The organism is Rhodomicrobium vannielii ATCC 17100 (assembly GCF_000166055.1).
GTDB lineage: Bacteria > Pseudomonadota > Alphaproteobacteria > Rhizobiales > Rhodomicrobiaceae > Rhodomicrobium > Rhodomicrobium vannielii.
The window spans coordinates 930,077-950,016 of the sequence record NC_014664.1 but is presented as its reverse complement, the minus strand read 5'-3'; the positions used below and the strand labels follow the sequence as shown (position 1 = coordinate 950,016).

The 19,940-nt window shown below is 61.6% G+C and carries 14 protein-coding genes; 6 read left to right on the top strand and 8 right to left on the bottom strand.

Features of this window, described 5'->3' with window-relative positions:
- Window positions 1-55: 55 nt before the first annotated feature.
- From ileS to RVAN_RS04235, 4 genes are all read right to left on the bottom strand, one after another.
- Entirely contained in the window at window positions 56-3,175 is a 3,120-nt protein-coding gene (gene ileS, locus RVAN_RS04250; protein ID WP_013418531.1) for an isoleucine--tRNA ligase, read from the bottom strand.
- Window positions 3,176-3,346: 171 nt separating this feature from the next.
- Window positions 3,347-4,819 carry an acetyl-CoA C-acetyltransferase gene (locus RVAN_RS04245; protein WP_013418530.1) on the bottom strand — a complete coding sequence of 491 codons (1,473 nt, stop codon included), beginning with the start codon at window positions 4,817-4,819 and terminating at the stop codon, window positions 3,347-3,349.
- A gap of 187 nt (window positions 4,820-5,006) precedes the next feature.
- Entirely contained in the window at window positions 5,007-7,025 is a 2,019-nt protein-coding gene (locus RVAN_RS04240; RefSeq protein ID WP_013418529.1) for a 3-hydroxyacyl-CoA dehydrogenase NAD-binding domain-containing protein, read from the bottom strand.
- 78 nt (window positions 7,026-7,103) lie between these two features.
- Window positions 7,104-9,641, bottom strand: a complete 2,538-nt coding sequence (locus tag RVAN_RS04235) for an acyl-CoA dehydrogenase (protein ID WP_013418528.1) — start codon at window positions 9,639-9,641, stop codon at window positions 7,104-7,106.
- 323 nt (window positions 9,642-9,964) lie between these two features.
- Here RVAN_RS04235 and RVAN_RS04230 point away from each other — a divergent pair, with 323 nt between their 5' ends.
- A complete protein-coding gene (locus tag RVAN_RS04230) occupies window positions 9,965-10,363 on the top strand; it encodes a metallopeptidase family protein (RefSeq protein ID WP_013418526.1) in 399 nt (132 codons plus the stop codon).
- A gap of 31 nt (window positions 10,364-10,394) precedes the next feature.
- Here the strand turns inward: RVAN_RS04230 and rfbC are convergent, their stop codons facing one another.
- Window positions 10,395-10,946, bottom strand: coding sequence for a dTDP-4-dehydrorhamnose 3,5-epimerase (rfbC, locus tag RVAN_RS04225; RefSeq protein WP_013418525.1), 552 nt, complete (start codon window positions 10,944-10,946; stop codon window positions 10,395-10,397).
- 140 nt (window positions 10,947-11,086) lie between these two features.
- On the opposite strand from rfbC, the gene RVAN_RS04220 reads away from it, so the two are divergent.
- From RVAN_RS04220 to RVAN_RS04210, 3 genes are read left to right on the top strand one after another with little or no spacing between them, the layout of a single operon-like run.
- Entirely contained in the window at window positions 11,087-12,355 is a 1,269-nt protein-coding gene (locus RVAN_RS04220) for a class I SAM-dependent methyltransferase (RefSeq protein ID WP_013418524.1), read from the top strand.
- Entirely contained in the window at window positions 12,355-13,176 is an 822-nt protein-coding gene (locus RVAN_RS04215; protein ID WP_013418523.1) for a glucose-1-phosphate cytidylyltransferase, read from the top strand. Before RVAN_RS04220 ends, RVAN_RS04215 begins: the two co-directional genes overlap by 1 nt.
- Window positions 13,169-13,825 carry a PIG-L deacetylase family protein gene (locus RVAN_RS04210; protein WP_013418522.1) on the top strand — a complete coding sequence of 219 codons (657 nt, stop codon included), beginning with the start codon at window positions 13,169-13,171 and terminating at the stop codon, window positions 13,823-13,825. The genes RVAN_RS04215 and RVAN_RS04210 overlap by 8 nt, the downstream gene beginning before the upstream one ends.
- 60 nt (window positions 13,826-13,885) lie before the next feature.
- Here RVAN_RS04210 and RVAN_RS04205 read toward each other — a convergent pair whose 3' ends face one another.
- The 3 genes from RVAN_RS04205 to RVAN_RS04195 all read right to left on the bottom strand — a co-directional run bounded on the left by RVAN_RS04205 (window position 13,886) and on the right by RVAN_RS04195 (window position 17,826).
- The gene (locus tag RVAN_RS04205) at window positions 13,886-14,833 is read right to left on the bottom strand and encodes a glycosyltransferase family 2 protein (RefSeq protein WP_013418521.1); all 948 of its coding nucleotides are present in this window, start codon (window positions 14,831-14,833) and stop codon (window positions 13,886-13,888) included.
- Between the two features lie 25 nt (window positions 14,834-14,858).
- Complete coding sequence (locus RVAN_RS04200; protein ID WP_169309515.1) at window positions 14,859-16,235, bottom strand: undecaprenyl-phosphate glucose phosphotransferase; 1,377 nt, start codon at window positions 16,233-16,235, stop codon at window positions 14,859-14,861.
- Window positions 16,236-16,488: 253 nt separating this feature from the next.
- Window positions 16,489-17,826, bottom strand: a complete 1,338-nt coding sequence (locus RVAN_RS04195; RefSeq protein ID WP_155942343.1) for a polysaccharide biosynthesis/export family protein — start codon at window positions 17,824-17,826, stop codon at window positions 16,489-16,491.
- A 542-nt stretch (window positions 17,827-18,368) separates the two neighbouring features.
- Here RVAN_RS04195 and RVAN_RS04185 point away from each other — a divergent pair.
- Window positions 18,369-19,178 carry a class I SAM-dependent methyltransferase gene (locus RVAN_RS04185; RefSeq protein ID WP_013418517.1) on the top strand — a complete coding sequence of 270 codons (810 nt, stop codon included), beginning with the start codon at window positions 18,369-18,371 and terminating at the stop codon, window positions 19,176-19,178.
- Window positions 19,175-19,939: a WecB/TagA/CpsF family glycosyltransferase gene (locus RVAN_RS04180; RefSeq protein WP_013418516.1), complete on the top strand. Its 765-nt coding sequence runs from the start codon at window positions 19,175-19,177 to the stop codon at window positions 19,937-19,939. Before RVAN_RS04185 ends, RVAN_RS04180 begins: the two co-directional genes overlap by 4 nt.
- The last annotated feature ends 1 nt before the right edge of the window (window position 19,940 follow it).

Sequence of the window (19,940 nt, the reverse complement as noted above, 5' to 3'; positions counted from 1 at the left end):
CCCGGATCGGAGGGGGACGAAATGCGCCTCCCTCCATGCTCGCGCAGCCAGTTTCTCAACTCGCCCGCGCGTCGAACTCCCGCACGGCCGCCGCATCGCGCGCCGAAAGCTCGGGATAGGCCGGATCGCTGCCGACATCGTCGGTGATGCGCCACGAGCGCGCGCATTTCCGCCCGTCCGCGCGTTTCGGCACCACGGCCACGCCCTCAACCTCGTCGAGTGTGAACGCATCCGCGGGCGCGTCGCCGGACTTGATCGCGAAGCCGCTCGTGATGGCGATTTCGGCCCAGTCGGCGGCTTTCGCGACGGCGGCGAGTTCCTTGTTGCCGATGTAGATGTCGGGCGCGGCTTCGAGGCTCGACCCGATACGCTTCTCGCGCCGCTCGATTTCGAGCGCACCCGTGATGACGCGGCGGACGGCGAAGATCTTCTCCCACTTCTCGCCGAGCGCATCGTCGCGCCACGCCGCCGGGATCGCCGGGAAGCGGCTCAGATGCACCGAGCCTTCCGCGTCCGCGCCGTGCCGCGCGAGCCAAGCCTCCTCCGCCGTGAACGGCAGGATCGGCGCGAGCCACGCGGTCAGCGCTTCGAACAGCGTGTTCAGTACGGTGAGCGATGCGCGCCGCTTCGGGCTGGAATGCGCCTCGCAATAAAGCGTGTCCTTGCGGATGTCGAAATAGATCGCGGACAGGTCGTTCGAGCAAAACTCGGCGAGCACGCGATACGCCTTGCGGAAGTCGAAGGCATTGTAGGCCGCGCGAAGCTCCGCGTCGATTTCGGCGACGCGATGCAGGATGTAGCGCTCAAGCTCGGGCATCTCCGCCACGGCGACGTCATGCCCCGGCTCGTAATGCGCGAGATTGCCGAGCACGTAACGCAGCGTGTTGCGCAGCTTGCGATAGGCATCGACCGCCGACTGGATGATCTGCGGCCCGATGCGCAAATCCTCGGTGTAGTCCGACGACAGCGCCCAAAGGCGCAGGATGTCCGCGCCCGATTGTTTGATGATGTCCTGCGGCGCGACCGTGTTGCCGAGCGACTTCGACATCTTGCGGCCCTGCTCGTCATTGACGAAGCCGTGTGTCAGCACAGTGTCGAAGGGTGCGCGGCCGCGCGTGCCGCAACTCTCCAGCAGCGACGACTGGAACCAGCCGCGATGCTGGTCCGAGCCTTCGAGATAGAGGTCGGCGGGCCATTTCAGGTCGGGCCGCTTTTCGAGCACGAAGGCGTGCGTCGAGCCACTGTCGAACCACACGTCGAGGATGTCGCGCACCTGCTCCCACTCGTCCGGGGCGGCGACGAGGCCATCGAGGAAGCGCGTCGCCGCGCCGTCCGCGAACCACGCATCCGCACCCTCGGCCGCGAACGCCGCCACGATGCGCGATTGAAGCTCCGCCGCGCCGTTGAAGCCCGCGTTCGGGATGACTTCGCCCGTCTCCTTTTGCACGAAAACGGTGATCGGCACGCCCCACGCGCGTTGGCGCGAGATGACCCAATCCGGGCGGTCGGCGACCATGCCGCCGATGCGGTTGCGACCCTGCGGCGGCACAAAGCGCGTGTCGTCTATCGCGGCGAGCGCCAGCGCGCGCAAGGTTGCGTCCTCCCCGCCCGCGACGTCGCCCGGCACGGCCACCGGCTTGTCCATCGCGATGAACCATTGCGGCGTGTTGCGGAAGATGACCGGCGCCTTCGACCGCCACGAATGCGGATAGTCGTGCTTGTGGCGCGGGTTCATGGACGCGAGCGCGCCAGCGGCCTTCAGCGCTTCAACCACGGCGGCGTTTGCGTAGCGCGTATCGTCGAGCTTGCCGAAGCTGCCCTTGTCGTCGACCACGCGCTTCGGCTCCGCGCCGCCGAACAGGCCGACATGCGCGCGATAATAGCCGTCCGGGCCGACCGTATCCGGAACGGTCGTGTCTATGCCCGCCGCCGCGATTTCGCGGCCCTTCGCCATCCAGATTTCAAAGTCGTCCGCGCCGTGGCCGGGAGCGGTGTGTACGAAGCCCGTGCCCGCGTCCTCGGTGACGTGGTCGCCTTCGAGCAGCGGCACGCTAAATTCGTAGCCCTCGCTCGCGTGAAACGGATGGGCCGCGACGAGGCCCGCAGGATCGACGTCATCGATGAGCGTCCATTCGTCAACACGCGCAGCCTGGAAGAAATTCTCGGCCAGCGACTTCGCGAGGATGAAACGCTCGCCAACCTTCGTCCAATTGTCGTCGGGAGCTGCCGTCACCTCATAGAGGCCGTAGCCGATCCGGCGCGAATAGGAGATCGCGCGGTTGGCCGGGATGGTCCAAGGGGTCGTCGTCCAGATGACGATGGATGTGCGCCGCGTCTCTTCTTCCGTCCATTTCTCGCCGTGCAGAGGGATGCCTGGCTGATTGTGCAAGACGAAGGGTGCAACTTGTGGCACGTAGCGAAGCGGAAACTTCACATAGATCGCCGCGCTCGCGTGCTCGTGATATTCCACCTCGGCCTCGGCGAGCGCGGTCCGCTCCACCACCGACCACATCACGGGCTTCGAGCCGCGATAAAGCAGCCCGTTCATGGCGAATTTCATCAATTCGCCCGCGATGGTCGCCTCGGCCTCGAAGGCCATGGTCGAGTAATGGTTCGGCCAGTCGCCCTCGACGCCGAGCCGCTTGAACTCGGCCATCTGCACGCCGATCCACTTCGCGGCGAACTCTCGACACTGGCGGCGGAACGAATTGACCGGCACCTCGTCCTTGTTCTTGCCCTTCGCGCGATACTGCTCCTCCACCTTCCACTCGATGGGAAGGCCGTGGCAGTCCCAGCCCGGCACATAGTTCGCGTCCTTGCCCTGCATCTGCTGCGAGCGGACGATGGCGTCCTTCAGGATCTTGTTGAGGCCGGTGCCGATGTGGATGTTGCCGTTGGCGTAGGGCGGGCCGTCATGCAGCACGAATTTTTCGCGGCCCGACGAGTCCTCGCGCAGGCGTGCGTAAAGCCCCATCTTCTCCCAGCGGTCGAGAAGCTTCGGTTCGAGGTTCGGCAACCCCGCCTTCATGCCGAAATCGGTCTTCGGCAGAAACAGCGTCTTCGACCAGTCGCGCCCACCTTGTGCCGCGGCGTCGGCTTTCGCCGCCTTAGCGGAAACGTCGTCCTTCGCCGGGCCGTTCTTGGTCGGCCGGGCGGCCTCGTCTTTCTTGGTCATCGAATAGCCTAACGCGGCGTGTGCGCCGCAGGTCATAGGAAATTTTGCCTAGCATTAGAGCGAACGCAAAAGCGCGGCAAGAACGTTGATGCACCTATCCGGCGGCGCGATGTTTAGCCGAACCCGTTGTGGCGAGCGCTGAAGAAGAAGGGCGGTCGCCCGCCCCCCCCGTCAGTAAAGCTGCTTGCGGACGGCCTCGCTCGTCGGATCGACCGCGGCTTCGGGCGGCGCGGGTTGCTCGTCGGGCACGGACGCCGGGGGCGGCGCGAAGTCGGCGCGAGCGGCCTCTGTCTCCGTCGCCTTCGACACGGCCGGTTCCTCCTCATGCGCGGGCTTGGTCTGTTCGGCGCGAATATCGTCGCGCGGGCGTTCGAGGATCGCGCAGACGCCCATGCCGCCCGCCGTGCAGATGGAAATCAGCCCGCGTCCGCCGCCGTTCTCTTCAAGGATTTTCGCGAGTTGCGCTATGATGCGCGCACCCGTCGCCGCGAAGGGGTGCCCGTAGGCGAGGCTCGATCCCTTGACGTTCAGCTTCGAGCGGTCGATGGAACCGAGCGGCTTGTCCTTGCCGAGCATCGTCTTGCAATAGTCCGCGTCTTCCCACGCCTTCAGCGTGCACAGTACTTGCGCGGCGAACGCCTCATGGATCTCGTAGAAGTCGAAGTCCTGCAAGCTGAGCCCCGCGCGGTCGAGCATCTTCGACACGGCAATGGTCGGCGCCATCAGAAGGCCGCGTCCAGCGTCCACAAAGTCGATGCCCCAATGCTGGCCGAAGGTGAGCCAGGCCTGCGGCTTCAGGCCGTGAGCCTTCGCCCAATCTTCCGACGCCAGCAGCACCGCCGACGCGCCATCGGTCAGCGGGGTGGAATTCGCCGCCGTCAGCGTACCGTTGTCCTTGTCGAAGGCGGGCTTCAGCGTGCCGAGCTTTTCGAGGCTGATGTCGGGGCGCAGATTGTTGTCGCGGTAGACGCCCGCCGTCGGCGCGAGCAGATCGTCGAGGAATCCCGCATCGTAGGCCGCCGCCGCATTCTTGTGGCTCTCATAGGCCAGCTTGTCCTGCTCGTCGCGGGGGATCTGCCATTCCTTTGCCATGAGTTCGCAATGCTGGCCCATGGAAAGGCCGGTGCGCGGCTCGGCAACCGCAGGCGGGTTGACCGAGATGTCGCCGAGCGAAAAGCCGGAGAGAAGCGACGTCGCCTTGCCCTTGACGGTCTTCTCGCTCGACACCTTGGCGAGCCGCTTTGCAAGCGCGCGCTTCAGCTCGATCGGCGGGTCGGACACTGTGTCCGTGCCGCACGCGATGGCGCTGTCTATAGCCCCGATGGCGATCTTCGCCGCGCTGCCGAGCGCCGCCTGAAGGCTCGTGCCGCAAGCCTGGCTGAGCGTGATGCCCGGAGTATCCTCGGCGAGCTTCGTGCCGATCACCGCCTCGCGCGTGAGGTTGAAGTCGCGCGCATGCGTGACGACCGCACCGCCGACCACCTCGTCGATATGCTCGCCCTGAAGATGATACTTCTCGACAAGCCCGTTCAGCGCCGCCGTGAGAAGGTCGAGGTTGGTCAGGTCGTCATAGCCCGTATTGCCCCGACAAAAGGGCGTGCGGATGCCGCCGATCACGGCCACCTTGCGCAATGTCTCACCCATGGAAGTCTCCCCGCACATCTGTTGTGGTCTTGGCGCGTGTTGTGGTCTTGGCGCGGCCGCGCCAGAAAGCTTCGCCGTTCAGAGCGGCCCGCGTCCGGTTGGACGTGTATACGCCGCTCTAACACTTTAAATGCGATCAACTTTTCCGCATTGGATTGGAATCGATTCAATGCGGGTTGATCTAACGTCATCCCGCGTGAACAGGCTCGCCGCCCGTCTTCGCCGCGCCGTTTTCCCTCGCCTTCAGCGACGCGCGATAATGCAGCGGCCCGCCACGGAAGGGCGCGAAGCCCGCGCCGAAAACCGCGCCCGCGTCCACGTGATCGGCATCCGCCACAACGCCATCGGCCAGCGCCTTCTCGCTCTCGTCGATCAGGGGTGCGATCAGCTCGCGGCCGAGCACCGAAAGATCGGCCTTGGCGAAATTCGGCGCGGTGGCCGGCTTCTCGCGCTTGCCGTCCACCCATTTGTAGAAGCCTTCGCCCGTCTTCTTGCCGAGCTTTTTCTCAGCGACGAGTTGCATCAACGGGTGGTCGTCCGGCGTCGGCAGCTTGAGAATTTTGGCCACGCTCAGCGCCACGTCGAGGCCGACGATATCAACAAGCTCGATCGGCCCGACCGGCATGCCGAATTCCTCAGCCGCCGCGTCGATCTTCTCCTTCGGCGTGCCCTCGGCGAGCTTCTGCATCGCGCCGAACATATAGGGCGCGAGCGTGCGGTTCACGAGGAAGCCCGGCGACGATTTCACGATGAGCGGCAGCTTGCCGATGCGTGTCACGAAGGCCGCGCCGCGCCGGATTTCCTCCTCGCGGCTGTCCGCGCCCTTCACCACCTCGACGAGCGGAAGCACGGTGACGGGGTTGAAGAAATGCAGTCCGATGAGGCGCGACGGATCTTGCAGCGCTGATGCGATGTCCTCGATCTTGAGCGACGAGGTGTTGGTGGCGAGCAGCGCGCCGGGCTTCAGCTTCGGCTCGACCTCGGCGAAAACCGCGCGCTTCGCGTCAAGGTTCTCGTAGATCGCCTCGATCACCACATCCGCGCGGTGGATCTGCGCGCCTTGCGGGTCGGCCAGAAGCCGCGCCTTCGCCTTCTCGGCTTCAAGCGGCGAGCGCATACGCTTCTTGAAAAACGCATCCGCCCGCTTCAGCGCCTTCTCCACCGCCTCGGGCGAATTGTCCTGAAGCGAAACCTCCATGCCTTCGCGCACGCAGGCCATGGCGATATCCGCGCCCATCGTGCCCGCACCGATCACATGCGCGCGCGCCGGACGCCAGCCATCCTTCGGCGCTTCTGCTTTCAGCATCTCGGACAGCCGGAACACGCGGCGCAGGTTGCGCGACTGGTCGGAAATCATCAGCGGCGCGAAGAATTTCGTCTCGGCGCGCTTCATGTCGTCGAAGCTGCCGCCGTGCTTCTCGAACAGGTCGATCAGGCGGAACGGCGCGGGATAATGCTCCGCGCGCACCTTGGCGGCGGTTTCCTTGCGCATGCGGTTCGCGAGGAAGGCGCGCCCCGGCTCGAACATCAGGAGCGGCTGCCATGCGCGCGACGGCTGCGAGTGTGCGTTCTTGAGGACGGCCTTGCGCGCTGCCCATTTCAGCTCATGACGCGTCGGCACGAGTTGATCGACGGCACCCGCCGCCCTCGCCTGCCCCGGCCGGAGAAGCTTGCCCGCGAGCATGGGCGGCATCGCGCTCATCGGGCCAGCCTGGCGCAGCCATCGCGCCGAGCCGTTCAGCCCCGGAATGATGCCGAGCTTCACCTCGGGCAGGCCGATGCGGGTGGCATCCTCGCGCGTCGCGATGCGGTAATGACAGGCGAGCGCAAATTCGAGGCCGCCGCCGAGACACGCGCCGTTGATCGCGGCCACCACCGGCACGGGCAGCGCCTCGATGCGGTCGAACACGGCGGTTCCGGCGCGCACGGCCTCGATCACGTCCTCTTCGGTCTTGAGGTCGTCGAATTCCTTGATGTTCGCGCCCGCGATGAAGCTCTTGTCCTTGCCGGACATGATGACGAGGCCGCGCACGGTGCGATCCTGCGCGCCGTGCGCCACAGCCGTCACGATCCGGTCGAGTTCCGCGAACTGCTCGCGGCCGAGCGTATTGTGCGATTGCCCCTTCACGTCAAAGACCGCCCAGGCGATCCTTTCGAGATCGATCGTGTACTGCCAGTGCTTGAGGTTCGCGATATCGGCTGACATTTCCGTTCCTACTCCCTCGTTCGTCTCTGAGCCCCGCACGAAACGGCGGGTTGCGGCTGCCCCTGCGCCGCCTCGGTGTTACTCGGCGGCGGGCGCATCCGCCTTGACACGGTCGGGCGCGCGCTTGTCCGGCGCCGCTTGCGCGCCTTTCCGGGCTGCGCTCGTGTAATGTGGCTCAAGCTCGACGGGCTCGAAATCGTCCACCGCGATCACCTTCGCCACGAGCCGCTCCGCCTCCCGCAACGCATCGGCTTCAGTCGGCGTGAGGATCGCCTTGTCCACGGCCTCCTTGAACCAGTCATTGCCGAGATAGCGCTTCACGAGACCGGCACGAACGGCTTTATCAAGTTTCTTGTCCGCGTCCTCGGCGACGACAGTTTTCAGGAATGCCGCTTCGAGCACGCCGGTCGAATCGTTCTCATCCTTCGACACATAGATGTAACGCGTAAGACGGTCGCGAAGCTCGCCCGGCTCCAGCACCGCCGTCACAACTTCCTTCGCCAGTGCGTCGGACGGTTTTGCCCAGTGGTTGCCGATCGGGAAGACAAGCGCGCGCAGGAAATAGCCGCCGCCCTTCGACGGGTAATTGTCGAACGCATCCGAAAGCGCTGCGTAAAAGCGGTGGAAGGCCGACTTCACCGCATAGTCGAACACCGGCCGCTCACTCGGCAGCGCGCCGTCATCCTCGTAGCGCTTCAACAGGCAGGCGATGAAGTAAAGCTCGGAAAGCGCATCCGCCAACCGCCCCGTGAGGCGCTGCTTCACCTTGAGGCCGCCGCCGAGCGTCATCACCGAGAAGTCGGCCGCGAGCGCGAAGTTGGTCGCGGCGCGCTCAAGCTGTGCATAATAATAAGGCACTGGCGCGTTGATGGGCGAGCGCGCGAAGAGGCCCGCCGTGATGTTGTGGAACGCCGCGCCGAAGACGTTCGACACCGAAAACGCCGCGTGCTTCTCGAACGCGTCCTCGAAGGTGGCGAAGCCCTTCGCATGATCCGGGTTCTGCGCGGCCTCGATTTCGGAATAGAGATAGGGATGCGAGCGCAGCGCCCCTTGCGCGAAAACGATGAGGCTGCGCGAGAGGATGTTCGCGCCTTCCACCGTGATCGAGACGGGCGAAATCTGGAACGCCGCCTGAAGATAGTTCTTCGGCCCGTCACAGATGCCCTTGCCGCCGTGGATGTCGAGCGCGGCGTCGAGCGCCTTCCGCATCCGCTCCGTCGACTGGTATTTCATGATGGCCGAAATGACGGCGGGCTTGGCGCCGGCGGAGATCATGGCCGACGTCACCGCGCGCGCCGCTTCGAGCGTGTAGGCCGTCTCAACGATGTCGGCGAGCTTCTCCTGAATGCCCTCCATGCGCCCGATCGGGATCGAGAATTGCTTGCGCACGCGGGCGTAGGCGCTCGTCACGCGCAGCAGCTGCTTCGCGCCCGCCGTGGCCGACGCCGGAAGCGAGATCGCGCGCCCCGCAGCGAGACACGACATCAGCATGCGCCAGCCCTGGCCCACGCGATCCTTGCCGCCGACGACCCAGTCGATGGGGATGAAAACGTCGGTGCCGCGCACCGGACCGTTCGGAAATGACGAACCCGCGGGCAGGTGCCGGTTGCCGATTTCGACGCCCGGATGGTCGGCGGGGATGAGCGCCAGCGTGATGCCGATATCGTCGCCCTTGCCGAGGATGTTCTCGGGGTCGAACAGGTGGAACGCGAGGCCGACGAGCGTCGCCTTGGGCGCGAGGGTGATGTAGCGCTTGTCGAAGGAAACGCGGATGCCGAGCGTCTCCTTGCCCTCATAAGTGCCGCGCGTGACATAGCCCAAGTCCCGCATGGCGGCGGCGTCCGACCCGGCCGAGGGGCTCGTCAGCGCGAAGCACGGGATTTCCCGGCCCTTCGCCAGCGGTTCGAGCCAGCGCTTCTTCTGCTCGTCGGTGCCGAACTCTTCGATCAGTTCGCCCGGCCCGAGCGAATTCGGCACCATGACGACGATTGACGCGTCAGGGTTGCGCGACGACACCTTGCCGAGGATGAGCGACTGCGCCTGAGGCGAGAAGCCAAGCCCGCCATGCTCCTTCGAGATGAGCATGCCGAGGAAGCCCTTCTCCCGGATGAAGGTGAGGATGTCGTCGGGGATGCCGTGGCGATTGTGGCGAATGTCCCAATCGTTGAGCTTCTGGCAAAGCTCCTCCGTCTCATGGTCGAGGAAATGCTGCTCCTCGGGCGTGAGCACGACGGGATCGACGGCGCGAAGCTTGTTCCAGTCGGGGCGGCCCGAAAAGATTTCGGCGTCAAAGCCGATGGTGCCCGCGTCGAGCGCCTCCTGCTCGGTCTTTGAGACCGGCGGCAGAACGCGCTTCACTGTCTTGAACGCGGGGCGTGTCACCACGGCGCGGCGCACCGGCCGCCACGCGAGAAGACCGAGGAAGGCGGCGGGCAGCCAACCGAGCAGCGCCCATGTCGAGAAGTCGAGGCCGTGCAAATCACCGTCGAACAGGCCGAGCTTCCAGACGAGCGTCACGCCTGCGAGCCATGCCGCCCACGTCCACAGCGCTTCGCGCCGGATGGCGAGGGCAAAGGCCGCGGCGACCGCAAGGACGACGAACAGAAAGCCGATCATTGGCAGTTTTTCCTTTCCGGCCGCACCGCCGCCACATGCCGCGGCGCCGTTTCGCGTGGGTTGGACGCGTTCATTCCTACAAAGAGGTAGTCGCCGGCCGATGGGATCGCAATGAGCCGCATCCACTTCGCCGCCTCATATTCTCAGGCAACGGAGCATTGTAGAAAATTGATTGAAAGCTCATTAACCGCCGGTTCGCCGGACGGCTACCAAAGTTTTCACGCGGGTTCACAGGCGGAAAAGTCGCGCCCGTTCTCTTGGCTTTCAAGGGAGCAAGCCCAATTTCGGGCTTGCCGGGATCGTTGTTGCGGAAGGGAGGCTGCATGCACATGCCATCAGGCGAGCCAAGGACGCACGAGGATTTCGAGGTGGCCGCTCGGGCAATCTGGCGCGACCTGCCGGAGCAATTCCGCGCGGTGCTGGGTGATGTGACGGTTGAGGTGGCCGATTTTGCCGACGCGGAGACGCTGCAGGACTTGTCCATCCGCGATCCTTACGAGTTGCTCGGGCTGTATCATGGCGTGGGACTGCCGTCCAAAAGCGTGTCGGACCCCATGTGTCTGCCGGACAGGATCTTTCTCTACCGCATCCCCATCCTGAATTACGCGCGCGAGAACCGCGAGCCGGTGCGTGGCGTCATCCACCACGTGCTCATCCACGAGATCGGCCATCATTTCGGTTTTTCCGACGCCGACATGGATGAAATCGAATCTGGGGGGTAACGGCTCTCCACGAAATGGCCGCCCGACGCTTTCACGCGGGAAATGGCGCTGCCGACGCATTAAAAGGCGGCCAGTTCCGGTCCTTCTCGGAGATCGAACTGATGGACAGCGGCCATTCGATGCCGATGAGCGGATCGTCATGAGGGACGCCGCCAGCGCTCTCCGGCGCGTAGAAAGCCGAGATCAGATAGGACACCTCGACATCGTCCGTCAGGCTCTGGAAGCCGTGCGCGAAGCCCTCGGGAATATAGAGGCGCCTGCGGTTTTCGGCGGTGAGTTCGAAACCCTGCCATCTGAGAAAGGTCGGCGCGGCGCGCCGCAGGTCGACGATCACGTCGAAAATCGCGCCGCGGGTGCATGTCACCACTTTCACCTCCCCGTGAGGCGGCGTCTGGAAATGCATGCCGCGCACCGTGCCCTTGCGGATCGTCGAGGATATCGAGTGCTGCACGAAATTGCACACCAAACCCCTCGCTTCAAATTCGCGAGTGCAGAAAGTGCGGGCGAAAAAGCCCCTTTCATCGCGGAAGGGTTCCGGTTCGATCATGAAAGCGCCCTCAAGCAGGGCCGGCTGAAATAGCATTCTGCGATCCCGGATAAGACGAGCTATGGTCAAGTTTACCATGAGCGCAAGAGAACGGTCACGTTGCCGCTGATTTTGTTATTTTAATCGCGTTAGACCGATAATTAAAATTTGATCGATGAAGGACAGCTAAGCGTATCATGGAATCAAGTCCAGAGTCATACCAGGTATTCCGTTGCCGATTGTGCGGAGCGCCTGTCACGGAGACTTTCGTAAACCTCGGAATGTCTCCACTCTGCGAAAGCTTTGTCGCCGAAGACGGCGTCGACGCCATGGAGCCATATTATCCGCTTCATGCCCTTGTCTGTGGCGAGTGTTTTCTCGTGCAGCTTCGGGAATATGTAACGCCCGACGATATTTTTCGTGAGTATGCATATTTCTCGTCATATTCATCGTCATGGGTAGCGCACGCGAAAGCTTATTGCGAAGATATCGCCAAACGACTTTCCCTTGGGCGGGATAGCCTCGTCATCGAATTGGCCAGCAACGACGGTTACTTGCTGCAACACTTCCCGCCGCTCGATATCCCGTGCCTTGGGATCGAGCCCGCGATCAACGTGGCCAAGGTCGCCATCGACAAGGGCATCCCGACGATCACCGAGTTTTTCGGGGTGGCGCTCGCGCGTAAGCTCGTCGCGGAAGGCAAGTCGGCCGATCTAGTCGTCGGCAACAACGTCCTTGCTCAGGTGCCGGACCTTAACGACTTCGTGGCCGGGATCGCTATCGTGTTAAAGCCGGAGGGTGTGGCGACACTGGAATTTCCGCACCTCGAACGCCTGATCGATGAAAACCAGTTCGACACGATCTACCACGAGCATTTCTCCTATTTTTCGTTCACGGCGATCCAGATCCTCGCCCGGCGGCACGGTCTCAAGGTCGTGGATGTCGAGGAACTGCCGACGCACGGAGGTTCGCTCCGCGTTCACTTCGCTCGTGAAGGGTCGCGGCGCACGGCAACGGAAGCGGTGGCGGCACTTCAGGCCCGCGAGAATGCTGCCGGCTTTTCGGAGCTCGGATTCTACACGGGGTTCGGCGATAAAGTGCAGAAGACGAAGCGTGGCATCCTCCGCTGCCTGAGCGACATCAAGGACGCGGGTGGCCGCATCTGCGGTTACGGGGCGCCGGGCAAGGGCAACACGCTCCTCAACTACTGCGGCATAGGCCCCGACTTCCTCGACTTCACCGTCGACCGCAATCCTTACAAGCACGGCCGCTACACCCCCGGCATGCGCATTCCGATCTTCCCCGTCGAGAAGATCGACGCCGTGAAGCCCGACTATCTCTTCATCCTCCCCTGGAACCTCAAGACTGAAATCATGCACCAGATGAGCCACATCGCCGACTGGGGCGGAAAGTTCATCGTGCCCATTCCGAGCGCGCAAATCGTCGATCCGAAAAAGGTGCGGTGATGAAAGTCGTTCTGTTCTGTGGCGGCCTCGGAACGCGTATCCGCGAATATTCGGAAAAAGTGCCGAAACCGATGATTCCGGTCGGCTCTCAGCCCATCATGATGCACATCATGCGGTATTACAGCAACTTCGGGCACAGGGATTTCATCCTGTGCCTCGGATACAAGGCCAACATCATCAAGGAATTTTTCCTGAATTACAAACCGCAGCTCTTTGCAGACTGCGTCGTGTCCAATCATGGCGAGAAGGTAGAGTTTCTCACTGCGATGCCCGCCGACTGGTCCGTGTCGTTGATCGACACGGGCATCTGGCGGAATATCGGCGAACGCCTCACGGAGGTGCGGCCTCATCTCGTCCACGAGGATATGTTTCTCGCCAATTACAGCGACGGCCTTTGCGACGTCGATCTCGACGATATGATCGACAAGTTCAGGCGGAGCGGCAAGGTCGCCTGCTTCCTCGCGACGCGCCCTCCCCTCACCTACCACCTCGTTGACATGGACGGCGCGGGAAACGTGCGCGAGTTTCGTTCGTCGAACAGGTCCGAAATGTGGATCAACGGCGGATATTTCATCATGACGCCCAAGATCTTCGACTACATGCAGCCGGGAGAGGAACTGGTGCTTGAGCCGTTCCAGCGGCTCATCGACGATGGACAGTTGATGGCGTACCGATATGAGGGCTTCTGGCGCTCGATGGACACGCTGCGCGACCGGCAGACGCTGGAGGACATGGTCGAAAAGGGGCAGATGCCGTGGTGCGTGGAACGCAAGGGCCCCGGCAAGCTGTCGCAATCGCTCTCCGAGGTCTCGCGTGCTTGAGCTTGAGCTTGCGCTTCGAGGTCGGCCGCTTCACATCCTCTGCCTCGGTGCGCATTCCGACGACATCGAGATCGGCGCGGGCGGCACCCTTCTCCACTGGATCGCGACCGGCGCGGAGCTTCATGTGCACTGGGCGGTTCTGGCTGCGAACGGTGAGCGCGCCCGTGAGGCAAAAGCGTCGGCGGCGGACTTTCTAGCCGGCGCGAAGAAGACGACGATCGAGGTGCATGCTTTTCGCGACGGCTATTTCAGTTATTGCGCCGAGGTGAAAGACTGGTTCGAGGGATTGAAACGGCGCGTCTCGCCGGACATCATTTTCACCCATGCCCGCGAGGATGCGCATCAGGATCATCGCGAAGTATCGCAACTCACCTGGAACAGCTTTCGCGATCACACCATCCTCGAATACGAGATCCCGAAGTGGGACGGGGATATGCGGCCGCTCAATATGTTTGTGCCGCTTCCGGCCGCGACGGTCGAGCGCAAGATCGAGCTTCTTGACCGTCATTTCGGTTCTCAGCGCTCGAAGGACTGGTTCGACGCCGCAACCTTCCGGGGCCTTGCGCGCCTGCGTGGTATGGAGTGTCGCGCTGCGGAAAGCTTCGCGGAAGGCTTCACCGCTCGGAAATCCATCCTCGCCATCGCCTGATCGATTGAAGCGTCGTGCCGCATCTGAATTATGGCACGACGCTGTAACGGTGCTCGAAGTCTATGCGCGAGCGGCGCGTACGAACGGGATGCGGCCAAACATGAGTTCGGGACGGTAGCGGAACGTCTCGGGGATCATTGATGACGCGGAATGAACGGCGAGATACGCGAAGCACAGGCTCTTTTCGGCCGCGCCCAGATCCGTTTTCCGCAGCATCGCGATGTAGTGGCCGAGCTTCACGAGTTGGGCGGACTTGAAGCGGATCGCCGGATCGATCCGCGATTGCACCGATGTCTTGCCCATCACGCTCGTCATTTCCGCATGCATGCGCTTCTTGAAGAGTTTTCCGGGAGCGATGGAATAGCGCCCATGGAGCGCGAGTTCGGCGAGAAGTAGCTTGTCGGAACCGAAAAAGCTCTGATGCAGGACTGTCTTCAGCAGCGTTTCCCGCCGCATCAACCCGTAGATCGGCGCGCACATGATCTGCTTGGCGAGCACGTCACGGAAGCGCCGCGTCCGGCTTCCCGAACAGGCGCAGTCGTCGCGATCGAGCAACCAGGTTCTGCCGTTCTGCGTATCGACGCAGGCGTGAAGGCCACTATCATAGGGAAGAGCGCGCCCGTCTCCATCGACGAGAGCGGTTTCGCTGTGGCTGACAGCGACCGACGCGTCGTCCCGGATCGCGGGAAAACACGCTGCGAGATACTCGGGCTCGTAGAGATCGTCGGCTGCGGACCATTTGAAGTAGGGCGCGGTCGCGAGTTCGAAGACCCGGTTGTAATTCGGGATCAGCCCGATATTCGTCTCGTTACGGAAGTATTTTACGCGCGCGTCGGCGGTGGCATAGGCGCGAAGCAACTCCTCCGTGCCGTCATTTGACGCGTTGTCCGAGATCACGATATCGAAGTCGCCGAACGTCTGGGACAACAGGCTGTCCATGAGCTCGCCGACATAGGGCAGCCCATTATAGACAGGAACACCGATCGAGATTTTCGGCAAGGAACGCATTACAAACCTCCGAAACTCTGCAAGATCAATAGGCCTTGCGGGATATGAAGCCGTAGATCGGCGTCATAAGAACGATCTTGATGTCCAGCCAGATCGCCCAGTTCTCGATGTATTCGAGATCGAGCTTGACGCGCTGTTCCATCTGTGACGCCTCCAGCACTTCGCCGCGGAAGCCATTGATCTGGGCCCAACCGGTGATGCCGGGCTTCACGCGATGACGCCTGGCGTAGTTCTCAAGAAGACGGGAATAATAATCGTTGTGGGCCAACGCATGCGGCCTCGGCCCCACGACGGACATGTCGCCCTTGAGCACATTCAGGAACTGCGGTAGCTCGTCGAGGCTCGTGCGGCGAAGGATGCGCCCGACGCGGGTCACCCGACTGTCGGATTTCGAGGCCTGCACGACCTGCTGCCCATCCTCCAGCACCGTCATCGTGCGGAATTTCAGCACGTGGATGATCTTGTTGTTGAAGCCGTGGCGACGCTGACGAAAAAAAACGGGGCCGGGCGAGTCCAGTTTGATCGCGATGGCAATGAGACACATCGCAGGCGCGAAAACGAAAAGCGCGATCGTCGCGATGACGATATCCTCTATCTTCTTGACGAAGACGCCCCATTCCGAAATCGGGATACGCTGCACCCCAATGGCACCGAAGTGCCCGTAGCTGCGCACCGTTCCGGATGACAGGTCGAGTTCACCGAAGTCGGGCACGATGTTCACGTTCACAGGCAGCAGTCGCAGGTGCGCGACAGCCCGGCACAGCGTGTCCTTTTCGGATGCGGGGAGGGCCACGATAACGTCGCTGACCGAGTTGGTCTGGCATTGCATGACGATTTGCTGGAGACAGCCATCGAGATGCGAATTGCGGTCGATCTGACTTTCGGACTCGCGCGCCTCATTCGGGTCGAGCGCATAGACGGCCGCTATGCTGACGGGGCCTCGGCGCTCTTCGTCTCTTAGCCTCGCAACCGTATTCTGAAGGGGTTCGCCTGAACCGATCACGATAACGGCGGTTCTGAGGTAGCCGTTTTTCAGCAGGCGGGCGTATGCCGTACGCCAGCCGACGCGCGTAACGAGCAGAATCGCATACGTGACGAGCAACCAGCTCGTGAACCATCCACGCGAGAACTGCTCGCTTGCCTTGATCGCGAAAAGCACGAAAAGCGAGAGCCCGAAAGCGAAGGCGACGATCAGAAACAGGCTGAAATAGCCGCGCCAAACGCCCGGCTTCAGGATGTCCTCGTAATAGTTCTGTCGCCGAAGCCCCGCGAGAAGAGAAACGGTGACGATCAATATGCAACTCGCGTAGGAGGAAGAAGCTTCCGCATCGAGATATATTGAAATATAAAGATATTTTATTAAAACGGCGGACGCTACCACAAGGGCAACATCGACAACCATTGCGATGTCTTCGAACATCCTCGGCGTGATAGCTTGGTCATGCCCGCCAGAGACGACGATTTCCGAAACATCGACCACTTTGCTGCGCATACCTCTTATTGCCGCCTTTATTAATCAATCGTTAGCTTTACAAATATGTTTTAGCACAAGGATTCATAAAAGCGATCTTCTTAAGCAGGGCAGTAACTGAGAATTGAAAGTATTATTAATATTTAAAATTGCTGTTATTGTCGGAAATATATTGGTTCGAAGCTTAACGAACCGGATCGGTCGGACGCCACGAGGCTAGTAACTCGGCGGCTTGCTTCACCTGCCCTCCGACGACGACCACATCGCCCGGCCTCACGCTCGTTTCATAATCGGCCGCGATGAAAATCTGTCCGCCTTCGGTTTTGCGCATGATCTGAAGCGAGCGCTTCGGCGCCTCCGCCGATATCGTGCGATACTCGTTCTCCGGCCCTCTGAACTGCTCGACGATCTGCCGTGCCGCTTCGTAAAGCGCCTTGTTCGACTGGATTCTCTCATCGAGAGCGGTGAGTTCCTCTTCAATCTGGATCTGCCGGCGCAATGGCAAGTCCGTGAGCACCTGTTCGAGTTGGGCGAGATCCCGCTGAGCGCGCGAGATCGAGGCGAATAGCTCACGCCGATTGCTTTCGAGCGTGGCGATATAGCTGTCCACGCTCAGTATGTCTGGGCGCTTGGCCACGCCCTTGGACAGAAGACCGTTCAACTCCGCGAGATGTGCTTTCTTTGACCTCAATTCTTCGTCGAAGCGCTTCAACTGTGTTGTGTGATCGTTGATTTCCTGACGCGTCAGGGTGACCTGGCGCTGGCGCATCTCGATTTCGTCCCGTAGCGCCTTACGCCGCAGGCTCAGGCTTCGCGTCTCGTCCTCGACAAGCTTTCGAGCGGTCCGTTCGTCAACCATGCCAGAATCCAGCGGCGGCTTGATCGACGTTTCGCCTGCCTTTTCGGCGAGAAGCGACGCGCGGCGCACAATCTGGTACTTCGTCTGCTCCTGTATCTCGCGCATCCGCGATGTATTCTGCGCGACATTGACGAAGGTTGCAGGATCGGAATTCCCCAGCCTGAAGAAGCCCCCAGCCACCGAAATTGCGTGGAGCACGGTCATGCCGGGTGTATAGGGATAGGAACCGGATGTGGTTACGTCGCCGGTGACGAAGACGGGGCGCCATTCGATAACGCTCACGACTACGTTGTCGGCAGCTTTGGTGGGATCCTGCGAAAAGCGTTCGGAGATGCTTTTCGTCAGCTCGCCAACGGTTTTTCCGGCAGATTGAAAAGTGCCGAGCACCGGCAAGGTAATGGTGCCGTCCGACTGGATATTCACTTCACCGGAGAGGTCGATATTGCCAAAAAAGCTGACCTTCAGCTTGTCGCCGATACCCAGCTCATCGCGCGGACCTGCTCTCGATGCCTGAATTGAGGCGTCACCGAGGGGCCTCGCCGCATCCGCTGCTAATACAGCCAGCTTTTGGCAGCACAGGGCAAAAAGAGCGGTGAATAATAATGCCCCTTTCCGATACATTCTACGTTTCCTTGAATAAAATTTGTCGTAGATCAACCGCACGGGAGCAAGTCCTGTGCAAGGTTAACGAGCGCATATCGCTTTTACTGCTACAATCCAGATGACACTCAGTCAACTCACTAATTCGAAACCACATCACGCGAATTGAAAATGTTCTTTTTATTTTTTGATCAAATCTGCTAGCCTTTATTCAAGCTGGACAGGCCCTAGGAGACGCCAAATGCGGCATCTGGCGGATGCGAAGCCCATGATTCATTCTGGAAACACGACGCATTTCTCACGCGAACCGTCGGATGAGGCTGCCCTAAAAAGGCGCGGCAGCGACTCTATGGCTCAGGTCGAGGTCGATACCGATCAACCTCTCGACACGGATAGTGCCGAAATCAGGCCGAGCCGACTTGCAACGTGGCTGGCTTGGACCCTTTGCGCGGCCGCCGGTGTAGTCTTCTGGCTTTTCATAGGCTCTCTGATATTCGCATACTGATTTTGGCTGCGTTAACCATTGTCAAATGATCAGCCCGCACCGTTAAGTATTCGCAATCCAAAAGGTGGCGGTCAAGCCAGCATCGGTTTATGCAACCCGGATGCAACATTGGTCGTCTCAGCTCAACCGCTATTTGCGCGTAGGCCAAAGACGCGTCGAAGGCTGGCTCGACCCCTTCAGCGCGCGATACATAGCGGAACTCATCTTCCTGTTAAGAGAAAGCGGACGATTTGGCCCTTGCGCCGAAATCGGCGTTCACCATGGTCGACTGTTCATCTTGTTGCACCTCGCGAGCGAAGATCTGTCTGTGGCGATCGACGTGTTTGGCAACCAGCACCTGAACACCGACAGGTCCGGTCGCGGCGACAGGAAAAGATTTCTCGAAAATCTCGTCCGGTGGGGCGGCGACCCGTCGAGGGTCGCGATCATCCAGAAATCATCGCTCGAAGTCGCACCGGAAGAGATCCTTTCGGCCGCCGGCCCAATTTCCGTTTTCTCCGTGGACGGGGGACACACGGCGGAATGCGCGCTGAACGATCTGAAACTCGCCGAGGCCACGCTTCACCCCGGCGGCGTGGTCGTCCTCGACGATTTCTTCAACGAAGTCTGGCCCGAAGTCTGCGTTGGCGCGGTTCAGTATTTTATCAGCGGCGGCCGTCTCAAGCCCTTCGCCGTGACACCTAACAAGATCCTGCTTTGCGATCCGGACTACAACGCATTCTACCGCACGACCCTGCGCGATCGGCTCCGCCTGTATCACGACAAGGATGCGGAGCTTTTCGGCTCCCCCGTCAGCATCATGGGAGTTCGCCGATATGGCACGTTCGGCTTGCTGAAAAGACGTGTTGCCGCTTCACCTGCCGGGCCGCTCCTCAAACAGCTGAAGACCATGTTCTGGCGGTTGGCATGAGCGAGAGCCGAACCCTGCTCGGGGTGGATTTCGAGGTTTGCGCGCGGAACGAAGCGGTGGCTCGCATCGACCGCGCCTTCGTCGATCGCCAACAGCTGAAGCTCGCGTTCGCCAATGCGCACACGCTCAATCTCGCGAGCGAGCGGCAGGATTTTCGCAACGCACTTTCACGGTTTCTCGTGTTCAACGACGGTCTCGGCGTCGATCTCGCGAGCCGGATCAAATTCGGCGCATTTTTTCCGGAGAACCTGAACGGCACGGACTTCGTGCCGCATTATCTGAGCACGACGCGCCATCCTTTGCGTATTTTCTTTCTCGGCAGTGCGCCCGGCGTCGCCGAAGCGGCAGCCAACAGGCTCGTTCCCCCAGGCTCGCGCCACGATATCGCGGGCTGTCATCACGGCTATTTCGACGCCGGTTCGGCGGATCGGGTTCTCGCGGACATTCGCCTCTCACAGGCCGATCTCGTGCTCGTCGCGATGGGAAACCCGTTGCAGGAACTCTGGATCGATCGACACGCCGAAGCGACATCCGCCCCGGTCTTGATGGGAGTGGGGGCGCTGTTCGACTTTGTATCGGGACGGCTGCCACGTGCGCCGGGTTGGGTGCGTGCCGGCCGTGTCGAATGGCTCTATCGTCTCGCGCGCGAACCGCGTCGCCTCAGGGGCCGCTACATCGTCGGCAACTGGAAATTCCTAGGCCGTGTCGCTCGGGAGCGCGCGAGCGCTGCGGCCGCTCCTTCAGCCCCCACCGGAGTTTGAA